This window comes from Sphaerisporangium sp. NPDC051011, assembly GCF_040653595.1.
Lineage (GTDB): Bacteria > Actinomycetota > Actinomycetes > Streptosporangiales > Streptosporangiaceae > Sphaerisporangium.
In genome coordinates, this window is the sequence record NZ_JBFAGG010000003.1 from 480,873 (window position 1) to 496,277 (window position 15,405).

Consider the following 15,405-nt stretch of genomic DNA (forward strand, 5'->3'; position numbering starts at 1 on the left):
CTTCATGTTTCTCTCAATTCACCGGCCACCGCGTTGATCAGGTCGCGGGCCGCCTGACCATAGACGGCGGCCTCGGCGAGGGTCGCGAAGGCGCGTTCGTACAGCGCCACGTCGGTGGGGGTTTTGATCCGGAACTGGCCGGGGATGGCATCGACGCGCACCTGATTATCGTCATATATCCAGAAATTTTCGGGCGGCATCAAGGACGGACGGCCGCGTGCCGGAATCACGCCGAAGCTGAGTTGCGGCATGTTGATCGTCAGGTCCGCCAGGCGCGCGAGCTGCGCGGCCATCTCCTCGGGGCCGCACACCGGCGTGCGCAGCGCCTGCTCCCCGACGATGAACATGAACCGCTTGCCGCCCGCAGTGAGCACCTCCTGGTGCCGCAGGCGGACGCCGACGGCCTCCTCCAGGTCGTCGGGGATGCCGCGGAACTCGATGACGGTGCGCAGGTGGGCGCGGGCGTACCCGGGGGTCTGGAGCAGGCCCGGCACCGCGGAGTGCTGGAACACCCGGAACTGCTGGGTCTCGCGGTAGAGCGGCTGGAACGACTCCTGGACGTGCCGCAGCCCGGTGGCCTCGAGCCGCCGCCACTCGGTGTACATGGAGTCGATGTTGCGGACGGCCGCGATGAGGTCGACGACGTACTCCTCGGCGTCGCAGACCCGGCACCACAACCGGATGTCGTTCTCGTTCGGCATCTGCGCCGCGTGCTCGATCTTGGACACCTTGGAGTAGTGCCAGCCCGCCTGGGACGCCAGCGTCCGTCCGGTCAGGCTGGCTTCGTTGCGTATCTCGCGGAGTCGCGCGGCGAGTATTCCTTTCGCCTCCGTTATGCGCGGTGAGGGCATAGGGGCACCTCTTGGGATGCGTGTGTTAGCTGACAATCCAGACCGTAGCGTGAGGTTTTCCTCTTATCCCCATATGTTGCGCGATGTTGCTTGGAGCGGCTGAGGTCAGTGGGTGCTCGCGGTGCCCGAGAGACGCTGCGCCAGATAGATCGGGACCACCGAGAGCACGATCAGCGCCGCCGCGACGACGTTGACCACCGGCGCCTGGTTGGGACGGAACAGGTTCTCGAAGATCCAGATCGGCAGCGTCTTCACCCCCGCCCCCGCCGTGAACGTGGTCACGATGATCTCGTCGAACGACAGCGCGAACGCCAGCAGCCCGCCCGCCAGCAGCGCCGAGCGCATCATCGGGAAGGTCACCAGGCGGAAGGTCGTGAAGGTGTCCGCCCCGAGGTCGGCGGAGGCCTCCTCGGCGCCGGCGCCCATGCGCCGCAGCCGCGCCAGCACGTTGTTGTGCACGGTCACCACGCAGAACGTCGCGTGGCCGACGATCACCGTGAACAGCCCGAGGCCGACGCCGAACGGCTCCAGGATCGTGCGGAACGCGTTGTTGAGCGCGATGCCGGTGACGATGCCCGGCAGCGCGATCGGCAGCACGATGAGCAGCGAGACGGTGTCGCGGCCGAAGAACCGGTAGCGCTGCACCGCGAACGCCGCCATCGTGCCGAGCACCAGCGCGATGGCGGTCGCGCCGAGGCCCGCCTGGATCGAGGTCCACAGCGCGTCGCGCACGCCCGCGGAGTTCCAGGCGGCGCTCCACCACCGGGTGGTGAACCCGGCCGGCGGCCAGGCGAAGGTCCGGTCGGAGTTGAAGCTGTTCAGCAGCACGACGCCGAGCGGCACGTAGATCACGCCGAGGCCGAGTACCAGGGCGAGGCGCAGCGCCAGCCGCGCGGGGCGGGACAGGTTCACGAGGGCCTCCGGGGGCGGGCGGGGGTCACAGGTTTTCCAGGGCCCCGGTGCGGCGCACCGCCGCCAGGTACACGAGCATGATCAGGACGGGGACGGTCGCCACGGCCGCCGCGAACGGCAGGTTGCCCGCGGCGCCGATGTTGTCGTACACCACGTTGCCGATGAGCTGGCTCTTCCCACCGACGATCTTCACGGCGATGTAGTCGCCGAGCGACAGCGAGAAGGTGAACACCGAGCCCGCCACAACGGCGGGGAACGTCAGCGGCCACACCACTGTGCGGAACGTCCGCGCGCCCCGCGCGCCGAGGTCGCCGGCCGCGTCCAGCAGCGAGTCCGGCAGGCGCTCCAGCCCCGCGTAGATAGGCAGGATCATGTACGGCAGCCACAGGTACGCCAGCGTCGCGATCGTCGCCGGCAGCCCGTACCCCCAGCCGAGCAGGCCGTCGGACGACAGCATCACCCGCCAGGCGTACGCCTTGACCAGGTAGGACGCCCACAGCGGGGTCAGCACCGCGATGACCAGCCACCGCTGGGCGCGCCGTGAGGCCAGCTTCGCCATCGCGAACGCCATCGGGAAGGCGATGACCACGTCGATGAGCGTCACGGCCACGGCCACGAGAAGCGAACGCAGCGCGACCGTCCGGTAGACCTCGACGGTGAGCACGTCGCGGAAGTTGGCCCACGTGAACGTCCTGACCAGCTCGCCGGTGAAGGAATCGGTGGACCAGAACGCGGTGACCAGCAGCGCGGCCAGCGCGCCCAGGTAGGCGACGCCCAGCCAGGCGAGCGGCGCCGACAGCAGGAGCGCCAGCCGCGCCCCCGCGTGCCGGTGCAGCGCCGCGGCGAGCCCGCGGCGGAGGCCCGCCCGCCGGGAAGGCCCCGGCGGGGACGCGGCGGCGGTGCTCACCCCTTGATCTCCGTCCAGGCCCGGGTCCAATCCGCGTAGTCCTTGCACGTGACGTCCGTGCGGCCGTCCAGGCACTGGGCGATCGGCGTGGTCCAGTAGCGCACCTTGTCGAAGTACGCCTCGTCGGTGGCGTGGAAGGTGTCGCAGAAGTTCTTGTCGGCCGTCAGCGCGCACGCATCTTTGTTGGAGGGCGCCTCGCCGAACCACTCGGCGACCTGGGCGTTGGCCTTCGGCGAGATGATCCAGTCCAGCCACTTGTACGCGCAGTTCGGGTGCTTGGCCTCGGCGGCGACCATCCAGGTGTCCGACCAGCCGGTGGCGCCCTCCTTGGGCAGGATCGCCTCGACGGGCGCCTTGTCCGCCTTCACCAGGTTGGCGATGACCTGCCAGGTCGTGCCCGCCACGGTGTCGCCGCTCTTGAACGCCTGGACCGCCTTGGTGTAGTCCGACCAGTACTCGCCGATGTTCTGCTTCTGCTGCTTCAGCAGGTCGACCGCCGCCTGGAACTGCGTGTCGTCCAGCGCGTACGGGTCCTTGATGCCGAGGTCGGGCTTGGTCGCCATGAGGTACAGCGCGGCGTCGGCGATGTAGATGGGCGAGTCGTAGGCCGTCAGGTGGCCCTTGTACGGCGAGGCCGGGTCGAACACCACGCCCCAGGAGTCCGGCGCCGGGGTCACCTTGTCGGTGCGCCACATGAGCAGGTTGGCGCCCCGGCCGTGCGGCACGCCGTAGGACACCCCGTTGACGGAGTTCCAGGGCTTCATCTTCAGGCCGTCGAAGACGTTCTTGTAGTTCGGCACGAGATCGGTGTTGACCGGCGCCACCGTGCCCGAGGCGATCAGGCGCAGCGAGGCGTCGCCCGAGGCGGACACGGCGTCGTACTCGCCGGTCTTCATCAAACTGAACATCTCGTCGGAGGTGCCGGCGGTCTTGGTGTTCACCTTGCAGCCGCTGGCCTGCTCGAACGGGTGGACCCAGTCCACCTTGGGGTCGTTGGAGCCGTCCTCGGCGTACCCGGCCCAGGCGACCAGGTTGACCTGACCCTCGGGCGTCCCGAGGCTCGACGGCGCCGAGAGCTTGGGCGGGGTGAAGCCGCTCTGGCCGGGGGCGGCGGTGGCGCCGGACGAGCCGCCGGCGGATCCGCCGCCGCAGGCGGCGGCCGCCAGGGCCAGCGCGGCGGTGACGATCACAAGTCGCGTGGACCGCATGCTGTCTCCTATGTGTGGTGTGAGGCGGGGAGTGTGAGGGCGCGGATCAGGAGGCGACGGGGAACTCGTGGCGGCGGTCCCACACGAGGCGGACGCGGCGCCCGCGCAGGCCGGTCACCTCCATGGAGGAGACCTGGAGGTTCTGCTGCAGGACGACGAGCCGGGGCCCGGCGTCCAGGTCGACGACGAAGCGGGTGGCCGCGCCCGCGTACACCACCTCGGCGATCTGGCCGGTGGCGCTGTGGTCGCCGTCGCCCACGGGCGCGTCCGGGTCGAGCGCCAGGCGCAGCTTCTCCGGGCGCACGCTGAAGGTGCCCGGCCTGCCGAGCACGGCCTCGGCGGCCTCGCCGGAGATGAGGTTGGACGTGCCGACGAACCCGGCCACGAACACGGTCGAGGGGCGCTCGTACACCTCGGCGGGCGTGCCCACCTGCTCGATCCGCCCCTGGTCGAAGACGGCGACGCGGTCGCTCATCGTCAGCGCCTCCTCCTGGTCGTGGGTGACGAACAGGAAGGTGATGCCGACCCGGCGCTGCAGTTCCTTCAGCTCGACCTGCATCTCCTCGCGCAGCTTGAGGTCCAGGGCGCCGAGCGGTTCGTCCAGCAGCAGTACGCGCGGCCGGTTGACCAGGGCGCGGGCCAGGGCGACGCGCTGGCGCTGCCCGCCGGAGAGCTGCGCGGGCCTGCGCTTCTCGAACCCCGTCAGCCGGACCGACCGCAGCGCCTCGTCCGCGCGCTCGCGCCGCTCGCCCTTCGGGACCTTCTTCACCCGCAGGCCGTACTCCACGTTCTCCCGGACGCTCATGTGCGGGAACAGCGCGTAGTCCTGGAAGACGGTGTTGACGTCGCGCTCGAACGGGGCCAGGCGGGTCACGTCGCGCCCGCCGAGCTCGACCGTGCCCGCGGTGGGGGACTCGAAGCCCGCGACCATGCGCAGGACGGTGGTCTTGCCCGACCCCGACGGGCCGAGCATGGCGAAGAACTCGCCGTCGGCGATGTCGAGGTCGACGCCGGCGACGGCCTCGACGGAGCCGAAGCTCTTGCGCAGGCCGCGCAGCCGTACCGCCACGTTCTGATCTGGCATGACGGAAAACCTATGGGGTTAAATGTTTCACGCCGATGCACGAACAGATATCACTGTGATAAACCACCGCGAACCACACGAATCCCAGCGAAGGGGGAGCGGGCGGGCATGAACACCGCTCTGCGGGCCGTGTTCGCCCCGGTCGACAGCACGGCCCGAGTGGACGCCGTCGTGCGCCGCCTCGAAGGCGCCATCGCCCTCGGGCTGCTGGCCGACGGCGAGCAGCTGCCCAGCGAGGCCGAGCTCGCCGGGCGGCTCGGCGTCTCCACCGTCACCCTGCGCGAGGCCCTGACGGCCCTGCGCGGGCGCCGGCTCGTCGAGACGCGCCGCGGCAGGGGAGGCGGCAGCTTCGTCCGCGTGCCCCCCGACTCCTATGACGGCGGGTTCGAGGCCCGGCTTCGCGCGTTCTCCGCCGGCGAGCTGCGCGACCTCGGCGACCACTACGCCGCCATCGCCGGCGCCGCCGCCCGCCTCGCCGCGCTGCGCTCCCTACCCGAGGACCTCGCGCCGCTGTGGCGGTCGATCGACGAGATGGCCGCCGCGCCCGGCTCCCGGCGCGGGCGGGTCGAGGGCCGCTTCCACATCGAGGTGGCCGCCGCCTCGCAGTCCGCGCGACTCACCCAGGAGGAGATCCGGTTACAGGCCGACATCGGACCGCTGCTGTGGCTTCCCCGTTCGGGCGCCACCAGGCACGATGAGGTGGTGGCCGAGCACCGCGCCATCGCCGCGGCCGTCCAGCGAGGGGACGCGGGCGAGGCGCGCGGGCTGGCCGAGCGGCATGTGCTCGACGCCGTCGAGCACCTCATCGAGCTGCGGCTCCTCGAGACGTGAACGGGTTCCACGAGATCGACGCCAGGAACGACACCAGAGCCCCGGGGGCCGTCGCGGCCGGGGACGAGACGGGGGCGGCCGTCGACCGCGCGCGCCTCGCGGTCAGCGACGCCGCAGAGGGCGTCTTCCGCGCGCTGGAGGAGGTCCGCGCGGCCGCCGCCGAGTGCGTCGCGCGGGCGCGGCGCCGGGGACGCGACCCGGTGCGCGCCGACCTGGCGGCGCTACGGCCACTGCTGTCCGGGCGGCTCGGCGCGCTCATCGCGGGCATCGGCTTCATCGCCGCCCCCGCCCTGCTCGCGGACGCGCCCTGGTACCTGGAGTGGTGGCAGAACGGGCCCGGCGGCGTCCCCGTCCAGCTCAGGCGCGACCTCGACCCCGCGAGCAGCGCGTTCTACGACTACACCCACTGGGACTGGTTCGCCGGGCCCCGCTCGGGGGCCGAGCGCACCGTCTGCGGCCCCCACGTGGACTACCTGTGCACCGACGAGTACAGCCTCACCCTCGCGGTCCCGGTCCTGGTGAGCGGGGCCTTCAGCGGCGTCGCGGCGGCCGACGTCCTGGTGCGGTCGCTGGAGGGGACGCTGGCCCCCGTGCTGCGGGGGATCCCCGCGCCCGCGCTGCTGGTCAACGCCTCAGGGCGTGTCGTGGCGTCCAGCACGGCCCGGTGGCCGGCGGGTTCGGTGTACCGCGGCGAGGCTGGTTTCCGCGCGTATCCGTGCGGTGACCTGCCCCTGCGGCTGGTTGCGGCAGAATTGCACCATGCCTCTTGATCCGAAGATCGCGGACCGTCTCAAGCGCGATCCCGGCGGCCTGGTGCCCGCGGTCGTCCAGCAGCACGACACCGGCGAGGTGCTCATGCTGGCCTGGATGGACGACGAGGCGCTGCACCGCACGCTGACCACCGGCCGCGCCACCTACTGGTCGCGCAGCCGCCGCTCCTACTGGGTGAAGGGCGAGACCTCCGGTCACGTCCAGTGGGTCAGGCACGTCGCGCTCGACTGCGACGGCGACACGATCCTGCTCAAGGTCGACCAGGTCGGCGCCGCCTGCCACACCGGCGACCGCACCTGCTTCGACGCCGACGTCCTGCCGGTCTCCTCATGAGCACGGGCCAGGCGACGGCCGCGGGTGGGGCGCGATGACCGCCACTCGCGTCCCCGAGGCGTCCCCGGAGGGCCGGTCCCGGCGCGGGCTGCTCGCCTGGCTGGCGCTCGGCGTGGCCGGAGCCGTCCTTGCGCTGGCCTCCTCCGGGCGCACCTGGGCCACGGTCGCCCTCGGTGGTGGCGCCGGGGTTGCCCGCACGGCGCCCGTGCCGCTCACCGGCGGCGAGATCGTCCCTGTGCTGAGCCCGCTGGCCCTCGCCGCGCTGGCCGCGGTGGTCGCCGTGCTCGCGACCCGGGGGGTGTGGCGTGGGCTGGTGGGCGCCGTCCTCGGGCTGATCGGCCTGGCCCTGGCCGGGGCGGTCGCGGGCGGGGTGGCGTCCTCCCCGCGGCTGGTCTCGCTGGCCGAGGAGCGCACCACGGTGACCGGCGCGGCCACCGCCGCCGTCGCGCACACCTGGGCGTGGCCCGCGGCGGCGGTGGCCGGGGGAGTCCTGCTGCTGGCGGCGGGCGTCCTCGCCGTCGCGCGGGGGGCGCGCTGGCCCGGCATGTCCGAGCGCTACGACCGGCCGGGGCGCGGCTCCGGCGGTTCTGCTCCCGCGAGCGAGGGCCGCGCTGGGCGGCCGGTCGAGCGGTCACTGTGGGACGCGCTCGACCGCGGCGTCGACCCGACCGAGGGCGACGCAGACGGGCGAGATCGACGACTTTAGTGACGATCTGCCCACAAAGTTGGACTTCGCTCCTAGGACGCCGTCCACGTCGCTAAGCTGCCGCCGCACGATGCGCGCCGAACGGCTCCCAGGGGGTGGGGCACGGGCCGCGGCAGGCCGCCGGATGGTCCCGGGGGAAGCGGCCGCGCCCGCGCCGGAACCAGGCGCACGGGGGATGACGGGAGGGCCACGCGCCCGGCCGTCCGACCGTGCCCGGGCGGGTCGTCCCGCCGCTCCCGCCGGCGGGGCCGTTCGCGTTCATCGGCACCGGAACGGCCAGCACGGCCGGCCACCAGGCCCGGCCCGCGTCAGCAAGGAGACCATCGATGAGTTACGGCCAGCAGGGCGGCGGCTACGACGCTCCCCCTCCCGGGGGGTACGGCGGCCCTCCTCAGGGCGGCGGGTACGGTGGCCCTCCCCCGGGCGGGTACGGTCCCGGCGGGTACGGCCAGCAGCCGTACGCCGCCGAGCCGCCGAACAACCACCTTCTGCCCGCGATCCTCACCACCCTGTTCTGCTGCGGCCCCTTCAGCCTCCCCGCGATCTACTTCGCGGGCAAGGTCAACGGCAAGTTCGAGGCCGGTGACTACCAGGGCGCGCTGGAGGCCTCCGCGCAGGCCAAGAAGTGGTGGATGATCTCGCTGTTCGTCGGCCTCGGCGTCTGGGTGCTCTACCTGATCCTGTCGTTCACGGTCGGGCTGAGCTTCTTCCAGGCCGTCCAGAACGCCCAGTACGGAGGATGACCGTGCGGCAGGCGCACGCCGGGCGTCGCGGCGCCGGTGGAGCGCGGGCCCTGCTCGCGCCCCTCGGCGTCGCGGCGCTCACGGGGGCGGTCGTCGCCTACGTAGGAGCGGTGGACCCCAACGAGGCGGGCCACTACCCGACCTGCCCGTTCCTGTTCGTGACCGGGCTGTACTGCCCGGGATGCGGCTCGCTGCGCGCCATCCACGCCCTGGCGCACGGCGACCTGCCGACGGCGCTCGGCCTCAACCCGCTCGCCGTGCTGACCGTCCCGTTCCTGCTGTTCTGGTGGGGACGGTGGGCCGTCCGCGCCTACCAGGGACGGCCGGTGCGCACCCGGGCCGCGCGGCCGGTGTACATCTGGGCCTTCCTCGCGGTCATCATCGTCTACTGGATCGTGAGAAACCTGCCCTTCGGTGCGTTCCTGGCGCCGTGAGCCCCAGACCCGCGCCACGAGGCCCTCAGAGTCGCCACCCTGTGGCGAGCCGACGGCGGTAAGCCCGATACCATCGGCAGGGCAAGGTCGGGAGAGGATGGCGGCCACCGGGGTGATCGGCCGCGATCGGCCGGTCACGGGGCCGGGCCTCCTCTGCCCGCGGCGCAGTCGACCGGAGGGGACCCTGATCGGGTGAGCGAGCCAAGCGAGGAGATCAAGTGAGCGTGCTCGACGAGATCCTGGACGGCGTGCGGGCCGACCTCGCCGATCGGCAGAAGGACGTGTCACTGGCCGACCTACAGGAGCGCGCCAAGCGCGCGCCCGCCGCCAAGGACGCCTACGCCGCGCTCGGCGGCGACAAGGTGTCGGTGATCGCTGAGGTCAAGCGGTCGAGCCCCTCCAAGGGCGCCCTGGCCGCCATCGCCGATCCCGCGGCCCTCGCCGGCGACTACGAGGCGGGCGGCGCCCACGTCATCAGCGTGCTGACCGAGCGGCGGCGCTTCGGCGGCAGCCTGGAGGACCTCGCGGCGGTCCGCGCCGCGGTCGACATCCCCATCCTCCGCAAGGACTTCGTGGTCACCTCCTACCAGCTCTGGGAGGCGCGCGCCCACGGCGCCGACCTCGCGCTGCTCATCGTGGCCGCCCTCGATCAGAACGCTTTGGTCTCATTGATCGAACGAGCCGAGTCGATCGGTCTCGCGCCGCTCGTCGAGGTGCATACTGAAGAGGAGCTCGACCGGGCTCTGGACGCCGGTGCGCGCATCATCGGCGTCAACGCGCGCGACCTCAAGACCCTGGAGGTCGACCGCGACGTCTTCGCCAGGCTGGCCCCCAAGATCCCGGACGGCGTGATCAAGATCGCCGAGTCCGGTGTCCGCGGCCCGCACGACCTGCTGGCGTACGCCCGCGCCGGCGCCGACGCCGTCCTCGTGGGCGAGAGCCTCGTCACCGGCAAGGACCCGCGAGCCGCCGTGGTCGACCTGGTCACCGCGGGTGCGCACCCCGCATCGCGATTCGACAATCCACCCGAGAGGCAGCAGTGAGCACAGAGGGCACCCTGATCACCGCGGCCGACCTCGCCGGCAACGGCGCGGCCGGTAACGATCCCGACGTCCGCGGCCGGTTCGGGGTGTTCGGGGGCCGGTTCGTGCCCGAGGCGCTCATCCCCGCTCTGGACGAGGTCGCCAAGGCCTACGAGGACGCCAAGGCCGACGTCGCCTTCCTGCGCGAGTTCGACCACCTGCTGCGCACCTACGCCGGGCGGCCCACCGCCGTCACCGAGGTGAGCAGGTTCGGCGAGGCCGCCGGCGGCGCCCGCGTCCTGCTCAAGCGCGAGGACCTCACGCACACGGGTGCCCACAAGATCAACAACGTGCTCGGGCAGGCGCTGCTCACCCGGCGCCTCGGCAAGACCCGCGTGATCGCCGAGACCGGTGCCGGCCAGCACGGCGTCGCCACCGCCACCGCCTGCGCGCTGCTCGGCCTCGAATGCGTCATCTACATGGGCGAGGTCGACTGCGAGCGCCAGGCGCTCAACGTCGCCCGCATGAAGCTGCTCGGCGCCCGGGTCGTCCCCGTCGCCAACGGCAGCCGCACGCTCAAGGACGCCATCAACGAGGCCTTCCGCGACTGGGTCACCAACGTCGACAGCACGCACTACCTGTTCGGCACCGTCGCCGGGCCCCACCCGTTCCCCGAGATCGTCCGCGACTTCGCCCGCATCATCGGCGTCGAGGCCCGGCGCCAGGTCCTGGAGCTCACCGGCCGGCTCCCCGACGCGGTGGCGGCGGCCGTGGGCGGCGGGTCCAACGCCATCGGCATCTTCCACGCCTTCATCGGCGACCCGGGCGTCGCCCTGCACGGCTACGAGGCCGGCGGGCACGGCCTGGCGTCCGGCGAGCACGCCCTCACCCTCACCGAGGGCTCGATCGGCGTCCTGCACGGCGCCCGCACCTACGTCCTGCAGGACGACGAGGGCCAGACCATCGAGTCGCACTCGATCTCCGCGGGCCTGGACTACCCCGGCGTCGGCCCCGAGCACGCCTGGCTGAAGGACTCCGGCCGCGCCACCTACCACGGCGTCACCGACGACGAGGCCATGGCGGCCTTCTCCCTGCTCGCCCGCACCGAGGGCATCATCCCGGCGATCGAGTCGGCGCACGCGCTCGCGGGCGCGCTCAAGCTCGGTCGCGAGCTCGGCCCGGAGGCCACCATCCTGGTCAACCTCTCGGGCCGCGGCGACAAGGACATGGGCACCGCCATGAAGTACTTCAACCTGTAGGCCCCAAGAACCTGTGAGCGGGACTCTTCTGACATGACGACTCTTCAGACGGTGTTCGAGAAGGCGCGGGCCGACCAGCGGGCCGCCCTGGTCGGGTACCTCCCGGCCGGCTTCCCCACCAAGGACGGCGCCATCGCCGCCGCGACCGCGATGGTGGAGGCCGGCTGCGACGTCATCGAGATCGGCCTGCCCTACTCCGACCCGCTCATGGACGGTCCCACGATCCAGGCCGCCGTCCACACCGCGCTCACCGGCGGCACCCGCATCGCCGACGTCATGCGCACCGTCGAGGGCGTGGCCAAGACCGGCGCCGCCGTGCTGGTCATGACCTACTGGAACCCGATCGACCGCTATGGCGCCGAGCGCTTCGCCCGTGATCTCGCGAACGCCGGCGGCGTCGGCACCATCACCCCCGACCTCACGCCCGAGGAGGCCGGGCCCTGGCGCCGCTTCAGCGCCGAGGCCGGCATCGACACCGTCTTCCTGGTCGCCCCCAGTTCCACGGACGAGCGCATCCAGGCCGTGGCCGACTGCTGCACCGGCTTCGTCTACGCCGCCTCGCTGATGGGCGTCACAGGCGCGCGTGCGAGCGTGAGCGTGGCCGCCTCGGGCCTGGTCGAGCGCACCCGCGCCCACACCGGCCTGCCCGTGTGCGTGGGCCTCGGCGTCGGCACCGGGGCGCAGGCCGCCGAGGTCGCCGGGTACGCCGACGGCGTCATCGTCGGGTCGGCGTTCATCCGCCGCCTCCTCGACGCCCCCGACGAGGCCGCCGGTCTGTCGGCGGTCCGCGAGCTCGCCGCCGAGCTCGCCGCGGGCGTGCGCGCCTGATCTTCGCGCTTCTTCCTCTTCGGTCGTTTTCCGAGGTCAACGTCCCCTGCCCCGACGCGACCGGCGTCGCTTACCGGGCTCTTATCGGCGTCATGATGGGCTTGTCGCCCGGTACCCTTCGGCGTGAAGCCGGTTACCGGACCGGTCCGCGGCGCGTCGTGCCCGCCGTTCCCCGGCCGGCTTCACCCGGGGCATACCAGACGTTGATTCGCTGAGTTCAGAGAGGTCGCGCCGATGAGGTCGCTTTACGTGCATCCGGCGGTACCCTGGGTGACGACCGTCGCCCGGCTGGTGGTCGCCGGCGTGCTCATCGCCGCCGGAGGGCTCAAGATCGGCACGCCCGCCCTGTCCATCCAGGCGGTGAAGGCGTACGAGCTCCTGCCGGATTCGGTCGCGACCGCGGTGGGCTACGGCCTGCCGATCATCGAGATCGTCGTCGGGGTGTTGCTGGTAGTCGGTCTGCTCACGCGCTGGGCGGGCGCCGTCTCCGCGCTGCTCATGCTGGCCTTCGTGGTCGGCATCGCGTCGGCGTGGGCGCGGGGCCTGCGCATCGACTGCGGCTGCTTCGGCGGCGGCGGGAAGCTCGGAGCCGCGCAGGATCCGAACTACCTGTGGGAGATCCTCCGTGACGCCGGGCTGTTCCTGCTCGGCGCCTGGATCGCCTGGCGGCCCCCGGGCCGGTTCGCGCTCGACTCGGCTCTCGGGATCGCCCCGGACACGGGCGGCGACGGGCCGGAGGGCGGAGAACCCGGATTGAGCCCGGCCTGACTGAGGCCGGAACGAGGGAGGAGTTCTAATGGGTAAGGCCGCGCGGGAGGTCTCCGCCCGCGAGCGGATCAAGACGCAGCGCGAGCAGGAGGCCAGGCAGCAGCAGCGCCGCCGCCTCGCCACCGTCGCCGCCGTGGTGGTCGTGCTGCTCGCCGTCGTCGGCGGCGGGTGGTGGTACGTCCAGTCCGGGAAGTCGGAGACCGTCACCGGCGCGCTCGCCCCGGTCACCATCCAGCCGGACGGCTCGGTCGTCATGGCCAAGCCGGGCGTCACCAAGCCGGTCCTGGACATCTACGAGGACTTCCAGTGCCCGGCCTGTCAGGCGTTCGAGCAGGTCAGTTCGGCCACGGTGAAGAACATGGCGGCGGCGGGCCAGGTCAAGGTCGTCTACCACCCGATCAACATCTTCGAGCAGGAGCCCGCGCACGGGAACACCATGCGCGCATCCTCGGCCGCGCGCTGTATCACGAACGGCGACCAGTGGATCGCCTTCCACGACCGCCTCTTCAAGGAGCAGCCGCCGGAGACGAAGTCCGGGTTCTCGCTCGACGACCTGGTGAAGTGGGGCAAGGAGGCCGGGGTCACCGACCCGGGCTTCGAGTCCTGCGTGCGCAGCCAGAAGAACACCGAGGCCCAGGCCGCCTACAGCAAGCAGATCCTGGACGCGAAGCTCGTCCCGGAGGGCACGCCCACGCTGCGGCTCGACGGCAAGGTCGTCGACAACAACGTCTCGTTCAGCCCCGCTTCACTTCGCCAGGCCATTCTTGATGCCGCGAAGTAGGCACGAAACCGGTAACGTCACCTGACATGCCCCTGGCCTCCATTCCCAGCCCGCCCGAAGGGGTCTGGTACCTCGGACCGATCCCTCTGCGGGCCTACGCTTTCTGCATCGTGCTCGGCGTCATCGCCGCCGTCTGGATCGGCGAGCGCCGCTGGCGTGCCCGCGGCGGCGAGCCTGGCACGATCACCGACCTCGCCGTCTGGGCCGTCCCGTTCGGCCTGGTCGGCGGCCGGTTGTACCACGTCATCACCGACTGGCAGTTGTACTTCGGTGCGGACGCGCCCAACCGGCCCATCGACGTCCTGTACATCTGGCACGGCGGCCTCGGCATCTGGGGCGCCATCGCGCTCGGCGCCGTCGGCGTGTGGATCGCCTGCCGTAGGCGAGGCATCTCGCTGTCGGCGGTCGCCGACGTCTGCGCCCCCGGCATCGCGGTGGCGCAGGCCATCGGCCGCTGGGGCAACTACTTCAACCAGGAGCTGTTCGGCGGTCCCACCGACCTGCCGTGGGGCCTGGAGATCGACCCGGGCCGCGACGGCACGGTCGCGGGCGTGTCCACCTACCACCCGACGTTCCTGTACGAGTCGCTGTGGAACCTGATCCTCGCGGGCGCGCTGGTCCTGCTGGGCCGGCGGTTCACGCTGCGGCACGGCCGGCTGTTCGCGCTGTACGTCGCGGGCTACACCTTGGGCCGGTTCTGGGTCGAGGGCCTCCGGGTCGACCCCGCGCACCACGTCCTCGGCATGCGGCTCAACCAGTGGACCGCCCTGCTGCTGTTCGCCGGCGCGCTGCTCTACTTCTGGCTGACCAGGGACAAGACCACCGAAGAGATCGTGGTCCCGCACTCCGGCGACCTCCTGTCCGCCGATCCCGCGCATGGCGCGGACCAGGCCGACGCGCACGAGACGGCCGCGGCCGACCCGTCGCACGACGCAGGCCAGGCCGACGCGCAGGAGATCGCCCGCGATCCGTCCCCGCCGCAGGCCGACGGCGACGCCGGGAAGAGCACGGGCGCCGAGCCCGGCGAGGCGAAGGACGCGTCCCCGGAGGCCGGGCCCGCCGCCAAGGCCGAGGCCGGCCCTGCGTCCGCGGCGTCGGACTCGGAGGCGAATTCGCGATGACTCCAGGCCGCTCCTCGGGGGGAGCCGGCCGCCTGTGAGCGCCCGCAGCAAGAGACGCCGCTCCTCGTTCGAGGTCCCGGCCCTGGCCGAGCGCGGGCTGACGCGGCGGCAGCAGCGCGTGCTGATCGCCGTCGGCACGGTGCTGGCCGTGCTCGTGGGCGGGTTCGGGCTGACGCTCGTGGTCAGCACGCTGGGCATCCGCGATCAGTCGCCCGAGCCGAGCTCGGGCGACCTGATCGGACTTCCCCATCCGGACGATTACCAGGCGTGGGCCTCGCCCAAGCTGTTCGCCCCCATCGGCGGCCGCGAGGCCGACGCGTCTCCGCTGAAGGCCGAGGAGGTCTTCGGGGCCAAGACGTTGAAGAGCGGCGCGCTGACGCTGCGTCTGCTGGACCACCGCCTGGACGACGCCTGCGCGCCGGTCGTCTGGGGCGGCAGCGTGCTGGCCGAGCTGGGGAAGGCCGGCTGCACCCAGGCCGTCCGCGGCGTCTACCTCAGCGCCGACCGCCGGTACGTCGCCCAGTACACCCTGTTCAACCTGGCGAGCTCGGAGGCCGCCGACGGGTTCGTGCAGGCCATGTCGACGCTGTACCGCGGCGGCGGGTGGGTGCGTCCGCTGGAGTCCAAGACGGCGGTGTTCTCCGGCGACGGGTACACCGAGGGCAGCGGGCACGCCATGGGGCACTACGCCGGGTTCGTCTGGGTCGGCCGGGTCGACGGCCGCGATCCGGGGCCGAAGGACGATTTCGTGTCGCTGACCCTCGCCGCCCGGGGGGCCGAGAAGGCCATCTACCGCCGCGTCGTCTCCGTCGGCGGGCCGCCGCCGCTCCCGGCCGGATAAGGTCG

General features: G+C 72.1%; 18 protein-coding genes. 13 read left to right on the forward strand and 5 right to left on the reverse strand.

From position 1 onward, the window contains the following. Positions 1–2: 2 nt before the first annotated feature. From AB0H21_RS09450 to AB0H21_RS09470, 5 genes are all read right to left on the reverse strand, one after another. Positions 3–851: a helix-turn-helix transcriptional regulator gene (locus AB0H21_RS09450; RefSeq protein WP_358513850.1), complete on the reverse strand. Its 849-nt coding sequence runs from the start codon at positions 849–851 to the stop codon at positions 3–5. A gap of 105 nt (positions 852–956) precedes the next feature. Continuing rightward, positions 957–1,763 carry an ABC transporter permease gene (locus AB0H21_RS09455; RefSeq protein ID WP_358513852.1) on the reverse strand — a complete coding sequence of 269 codons (807 nt, stop codon included), beginning with the start codon at positions 1,761–1,763 and terminating at the stop codon, positions 957–959. A 25-nt stretch (positions 1,764–1,788) separates the two neighbouring features. Beyond that, positions 1,789–2,670, reverse strand: a complete 882-nt coding sequence (locus AB0H21_RS09460) for an ABC transporter permease (RefSeq protein ID WP_358513854.1) — start codon at positions 2,668–2,670, stop codon at positions 1,789–1,791. Beyond that, on the reverse strand, positions 2,667–3,878 hold the full coding sequence (locus AB0H21_RS09465) for an ABC transporter substrate-binding protein (RefSeq protein ID WP_358513856.1): 1,212 nt from the start codon (positions 3,876–3,878) through the stop codon (positions 2,667–2,669). Before AB0H21_RS09465 ends, AB0H21_RS09460 begins: the two co-directional genes overlap by 4 nt. 46 nt (positions 3,879–3,924) lie before the next feature. After that, entirely contained in the window at positions 3,925–4,962 is a 1,038-nt protein-coding gene (locus AB0H21_RS09470) for an ABC transporter ATP-binding protein (protein ID WP_358513858.1), read from the reverse strand. A gap of 108 nt (positions 4,963–5,070) precedes the next feature. Between AB0H21_RS09470 and AB0H21_RS09475 the strand changes: the two genes are divergently transcribed. The 13 genes from AB0H21_RS09475 (at position 5,071) to AB0H21_RS09535 (ending at position 15,400) form a co-directional block, all read left to right on the forward strand. Beyond that, positions 5,071–5,793 (forward strand): FCD domain-containing protein, encoded by a 723-nt coding sequence (locus AB0H21_RS09475; protein WP_358513860.1) that lies wholly within the window; start codon positions 5,071–5,073, stop codon positions 5,791–5,793. Further along, entirely contained in the window at positions 5,790–6,563 is a 774-nt protein-coding gene (locus tag AB0H21_RS09480) for a cache domain-containing protein (protein ID WP_358513862.1), read from the forward strand. Before AB0H21_RS09475 ends, AB0H21_RS09480 begins: the two co-directional genes overlap by 4 nt. Then, positions 6,553–6,897: a phosphoribosyl-AMP cyclohydrolase gene (gene hisI / locus AB0H21_RS09485; RefSeq protein WP_358513864.1), complete on the forward strand. Its 345-nt coding sequence runs from the start codon at positions 6,553–6,555 to the stop codon at positions 6,895–6,897. The genes AB0H21_RS09480 and hisI overlap by 11 nt, the downstream gene beginning before the upstream one ends. Before the next feature lie 34 nt (positions 6,898–6,931). Beyond that, on the forward strand, positions 6,932–7,603 hold the full coding sequence (locus AB0H21_RS09490) for a TIGR02234 family membrane protein (protein WP_358513866.1): 672 nt from the start codon (positions 6,932–6,934) through the stop codon (positions 7,601–7,603). A gap of 326 nt (positions 7,604–7,929) precedes the next feature. After that, complete coding sequence (locus AB0H21_RS09495) at positions 7,930–8,346, forward strand: CD225/dispanin family protein (protein WP_358513868.1); 417 nt, start codon at positions 7,930–7,932, stop codon at positions 8,344–8,346. Next, complete coding sequence (locus AB0H21_RS09500; protein WP_358513870.1) at positions 8,343–8,780, forward strand: DUF2752 domain-containing protein; 438 nt, start codon at positions 8,343–8,345, stop codon at positions 8,778–8,780. Before AB0H21_RS09495 ends, AB0H21_RS09500 begins: the two co-directional genes overlap by 4 nt. 218 nt (positions 8,781–8,998) lie before the next feature. Continuing rightward, entirely contained in the window at positions 8,999–9,823 is an 825-nt protein-coding gene (gene trpC / locus AB0H21_RS09505) for an indole-3-glycerol phosphate synthase TrpC (RefSeq protein ID WP_358513872.1), read from the forward strand. A gap of 17 nt (positions 9,824–9,840) precedes the next feature. Then, the gene (gene trpB / locus AB0H21_RS09510) at positions 9,841–11,061 is read left to right on the forward strand and encodes a tryptophan synthase subunit beta (protein ID WP_358514236.1); all 1,221 of its coding nucleotides are present in this window, start codon (positions 9,841–9,843) and stop codon (positions 11,059–11,061) included. 33 nt (positions 11,062–11,094) lie between these two features. Then, complete coding sequence (gene trpA, locus AB0H21_RS09515; protein ID WP_358513874.1) at positions 11,095–11,889, forward strand: tryptophan synthase subunit alpha; 795 nt, start codon at positions 11,095–11,097, stop codon at positions 11,887–11,889. A gap of 234 nt (positions 11,890–12,123) precedes the next feature. Next, positions 12,124–12,657: a MauE/DoxX family redox-associated membrane protein gene (locus tag AB0H21_RS09520; RefSeq protein WP_358513876.1), complete on the forward strand. Its 534-nt coding sequence runs from the start codon at positions 12,124–12,126 to the stop codon at positions 12,655–12,657. A gap of 28 nt (positions 12,658–12,685) precedes the next feature. Further along, a complete protein-coding gene (locus AB0H21_RS09525) occupies positions 12,686–13,438 on the forward strand; it encodes a thioredoxin domain-containing protein (protein ID WP_358513878.1) in 753 nt (250 codons plus the stop codon). Between the two features lie 26 nt (positions 13,439–13,464). Beyond that, a complete protein-coding gene (gene lgt, locus AB0H21_RS09530; RefSeq protein WP_358513880.1) occupies positions 13,465–14,559 on the forward strand; it encodes a prolipoprotein diacylglyceryl transferase in 1,095 nt (364 codons plus the stop codon). A 34-nt stretch (positions 14,560–14,593) separates the two neighbouring features. Next, entirely contained in the window at positions 14,594–15,400 is an 807-nt protein-coding gene (locus AB0H21_RS09535; RefSeq protein WP_358513882.1) for a hypothetical protein, read from the forward strand. The last annotated feature ends 5 nt before the right edge of the window (positions 15,401–15,405 follow it).